Below are 4,484 nucleotides of genomic sequence, written 5' to 3' on the forward strand. Positions count from 1 at the left end.
CTAGTCAAACTTCTAAAATTCCTAAGTTTTGATAAGTGCTTGCTCAGTCGTAATCTTTATGATAATCTCTCCTAATAGTGCAAGAGTTAGATGCAAATTACTTGCAGATAGCTTTTGAGGATTTCCAAAAGTAGTGTCAAGCATTATTGATAATAGATCGCGTCATTAATATCAGACGTGATATTTTTCATGGGCTGTGAGAACAAAGGCACTAAGAAAAGCCCAAAGACTTATGTAGCCTCGTTCCCAGCCTCCAGGCTGGGAACGAATTCCGAGAGGGCTGCTGCCTCTGGTCAAGCTACTGGAGGCGGAGCCTCCCAGAATGGGTTCCCGGAACCAGTCAACCAGTCAGGTCAAGGGCTGTATCTTTTCTTAGTGCCATTCGTAACTAGAGCCTTTACTTAAAAGCCTGTTAATTACAGGTTCAGTTCAAGGAGCAACAAGAATGAAGTGTGGGTTAATGAGTGAGATACGTTCGGTAGGATTAGCATTAGCGGTAATTAGCAGCTTAGTACAACCAGCCCATGCAGGAACGCAGACAGCCGAACTATCTAGTCAAAAATCTCACTCTACCAGAGTGGCACAATTGCTTGTGCAACGCAGTGATAACGTTAATAAAGTTACAGGCGTTAAAATCAATCCTACTGATAAAGGCATCGAAATTATTCTAGAAAGTGCCAACGGCGAAGCACTCAAACCAGTCAATAATAATCAGGGCAACAGTTTTATAGCAGATATACCCAATACAGTGCTAGCACTGCCCAAAGGTGGAAACTTTAGCCAAAATAATCCTGCACCAGGCATTGCATCCGTTAGCGTCACTCAAGCTAACACCAATACCTTGAGAGTAACTGTAATCGGTCAGGGAGGTTTACCTAATACAGAATTATTTGATGGTAATGAGGGTTTGATTTTGGCAGTTACACCTAAACCACAGCCGCCAACACAAACCATCTCAGAAGTTACAGAAGTCAAACTTAATCCCACCAATAACGGTTTGGAAATCATCTTGGCAACTCCAGATGGTGAAAAATTACAAGTATTGCCTAAGACTGAAGCCAACACATATATTATCGAAATTAACTCCGCTCAACTGCGCTTACCCAGTGGTGGCACATTCCGCCAAGAAAAACCCATTGCTGGAGTTAGTGAAGTCACTGTGACTAACTCCGATGCCAACACAATCAAATTGGCTGTAATTGGAGTAGACAGTATTCCGAAAGTAGAGTTATTTGATAGTAACCAAGGTTTGATTTTTGGTGTAGCCTCAGCTGCATCCTCTACCCAAGCACAGACGCAACCCCAAAAACCAACAGAACCAACCCAGCCATCGGCCTCTGACGAGCCAATTGAGTTAACAGTCACAGGTGAGAAAGACGGGTATCGCGTACAAGATTCATCAACTGCAACAAAAATAGATGTTCCCCTACGTGACATACCTGCATCTGTACAGGTAGTACCAAAAGAAGTCATTCAAGACCGCCAAGTAGTTAAACTCAACGAACTAGCAGACAACGTTAGTGGTGTACGTCGTCAAGAAACTTATGGTGGACTTGCATCTCAAGGCTACTTTATTCGTGGTTTTGCGACAGAATTTCAGACTCTGCGTAATGGCTTCAAAGATTTTGGCTTTATTAGTCCGCGTGATGTTTCTAGTATCGAACGTGTAGAATTTCTCAAAGGGCCGGCATCAATTTTATATGGTAGCATCAGCAGTCCTGGTGGTGTTGTCAACACAATTACTAAACAGCCGCTATCAGACCCGTTCTATCAAATCAATGGCACTATTGGCAGCGAAAACTTTTACCGCACATCAATTGATTTGACTGGGCCACTTTTAGAAGATCGTTCTGCTCTCTATCGACTGAATGTAGCTTACGAAAACGCTGATAGTTTCCGTGATTTCGTTAATAATGAAAGTACTTATATTGGGCCAACAATTACTGTTAAAGCGGGAGAGAATACAGATATTACCTTTGGTTATGAATACCAAAAGTACGACTACACTTTTGATCGAGGTTTTCCAAATAATAACAGGGTAGTTTTTGACCTCCCCATCAGCCGCTTTTTAGGTGAACCTAGTCTCAATAGAGGTGAATTTACATCTAATAATTTCACTTACAATCTAGAAAGTAAATTTGGCTACAACAATAACTGGAAATTCCGTCAAGGTTTCAATGTGCTGAATGTTAGCGGTAGTGCAGGAGGTGCTCAAGCTAATTCTATAAACGATGATAGTCTAACTGTCGCGCGGGAATATCGAGTTAGTAATGATAAATCAAACAACATTTCATTTCAAAATGAAGTTAGTGGCAAATTTAATACCGGCTCAATTCGTCACAATATTCTTGTGGGGCTAGAGTTATCCAATTACAGTTTCCAGTACGACTATTATCAAGGAAATATTGCAGATTTAAATATTTTTAATCCGATTTATGGCGCGCAGCCAGAATCGGTGAGTCGCTCATTTTTTGAAAAGTATGGTGGAAATAATATTGCACTATATTTACAAAACTTAATTGAATTAACACCAAATTTGAAATTGCTAGCTGGGGGACGTTTTGACTGGGCTGATTCCTTTTATAGAAACTTGGAAACTGGTACAACTATCAATGAAACTTCTGATTCTAAATTTTCGCCCCGAATTGGGATAGTTTATCAACCTACTGATTCCACTTCAATCTATGCAAGTTGGACAAATTCTTTCAATCCGCAAATCTTCGGGAGAAGTCGTAATAACGAAGCATTTAAACCAGAAACAGCAGAACAATTTGAAGTTGGCATTAAACAGGAGTTGATTGACAAACGTATCTCAGCAACTTTAGCTTATTTCAATATCACAAAGACAAACGTTTTGACTACAGACCCTACCGATTTTGACTACCAAATCCAAACAGGTGAACAAAAAAGTAGTGGTGTTGAACTCGATATAGTTGGAGAAATTCTTCCTGGCTGGAAAATAATTGGCACATATACTTATACAGATGCCTTTGTCAGCCAAGATAATGACCCAACATTAGTTAATAATAGATTAGCTGGCGTACCATACAATAGTGCTAGTTTGTGGACTACCTATCAATTACAAAAAGGTAATTTACAAGGTTTAGGATTAGGATTTGGTCTAGTTTATGTAGGTGAGCGCGAATCTGGCTTACCAAATAATATCAAAATTCCTTCTTATTTGAGAACAGATGCCAGTATTTTCTATAAACGGGATAATTGGCGAGTTGGTGTCAACATTAAGAACCTATTTGATACTAAATATTACGAGTCTCAAGGGTTTTACATTGTTCCGGCTGCACCATTCACTGTCCTGGGAAGTGTTTCTTTCGATTTTTAATTTGGGAGTAGTTGGAAAATATGATACTTTGATTGACTAAAAACTTCACTAAACGGGCGGGGTTTACCTGCCCAAAATTTCCTTTATTGTTCATACATAATATTGGTTCATCAATAGCTGAATTGTTTTGCGCCCGCAAATAATATGGTTGAGTTTCACAAATATCTACCCTAAATAAATAGGGTGAAAATGAAAGTTTTAATACTAGATTACCCGGTTATTCCATCATGGCTAATTCTTTTTGTGCGCTAGAGTCTCGTGATGTTGGAGAAGATCCAATTGCCAATGCTTACAACTTTGATTTTTTTGTGATGGTTGAATGTCCAACTCCTTGGATAGATGAGACATTTGATTCTAAACCAGTTCCTGATAATCTGCGAAATCTAGTCAAAGAATTTGCAGAATCTGAAATAACTGTAGAGTTTTTATTAATTTATAACCAAGAATTGAAGCAGCCAGACACAACAAGAGTTTTGATATTTCGTAAACCTACTGGTTTGGCTCAAAAATATAGCAAATCTGAATTTATATTATCTGATATTGCTGAGGTAGCACCTATTGTTAAAAAATATTTATTGGAGAACAATTTAGATGCTTCTATTGATGAATCTAACACAAGAGATATTTTTATATGTACTCATGGTAGCCGCGATAAATGCTGTGCTAAATTTGGTAATCCCTTTTATCGTCAGGCAAAAAATATCGTGAAAGATTTAGGGATGAATAATGTCAGAATTTGGCAATCTAGTCACTTTGGTGGCCATCGGTTTGCACCGACTGCGATCGATTTTCCAGAGGCTAGATATTATGCTAGATTAAATTCTGAATCATTCACTTCCATTTTGACCCGCACCGGAAACCTGGAATTTATAAAACATATTTATCGGGGGTGGGCAATATTACCAGAAGCCGTACAGGTTTTAGAAAGAGAAATGATTCTTATCTATGGTTGGCAATGGTTAAGTTACAAGGTCGATTATCAGATTATTAAACAAAGTGATGATGGGGAATTTTCTCGTATAAAACTAAGTTTTCTTCAGCCAGATGGAAGCTTAGGTAGTGTAAAAGCTGATGTGTTAGTTGATAAAAGTAAGACTCTATATCTAAGCGATTGTCAGGGTGAGATTGTCGAAACAATTCCCCA

2 protein-coding genes are annotated in these 4,484 nt (G+C 38.7%); both read left to right on the plus strand.

The window, feature by feature from the left end; translation table 11 throughout:
* Window positions 1-445 precede the first annotated feature (445 nt).
* Complete coding sequence (locus tag HWQ37_RS33470; RefSeq protein WP_292755562.1) at window positions 446-3,340, plus strand: TonB-dependent siderophore receptor; 2,895 nt, start codon at window positions 446-448, stop codon at window positions 3,338-3,340.
* A 227-nt stretch (window positions 3,341-3,567) separates the two neighbouring features.
* Window positions 3,568-4,484: sucrase ferredoxin (locus HWQ37_RS33475; RefSeq protein ID WP_292755564.1), on the plus strand; the 917-nt coding region annotated here is incomplete at its 3' end.

This window comes from Nostoc sp. NMS4 (assembly GCF_017115095.1).
In the GTDB taxonomy this organism is placed as follows: Bacteria; Cyanobacteriota; Cyanobacteriia; order Cyanobacteriales; family Nostocaceae; genus Nostoc.

Bases quoted from the DNA above. Each gene is read 5' to 3' on its own strand.
- HWQ37_RS33470 (WP_292755562.1), top strand. From the start codon at position 446: ATGAAGTGTGGGTTAATGAGTGAGATACGTTCGGTAGGATTAGCATTA.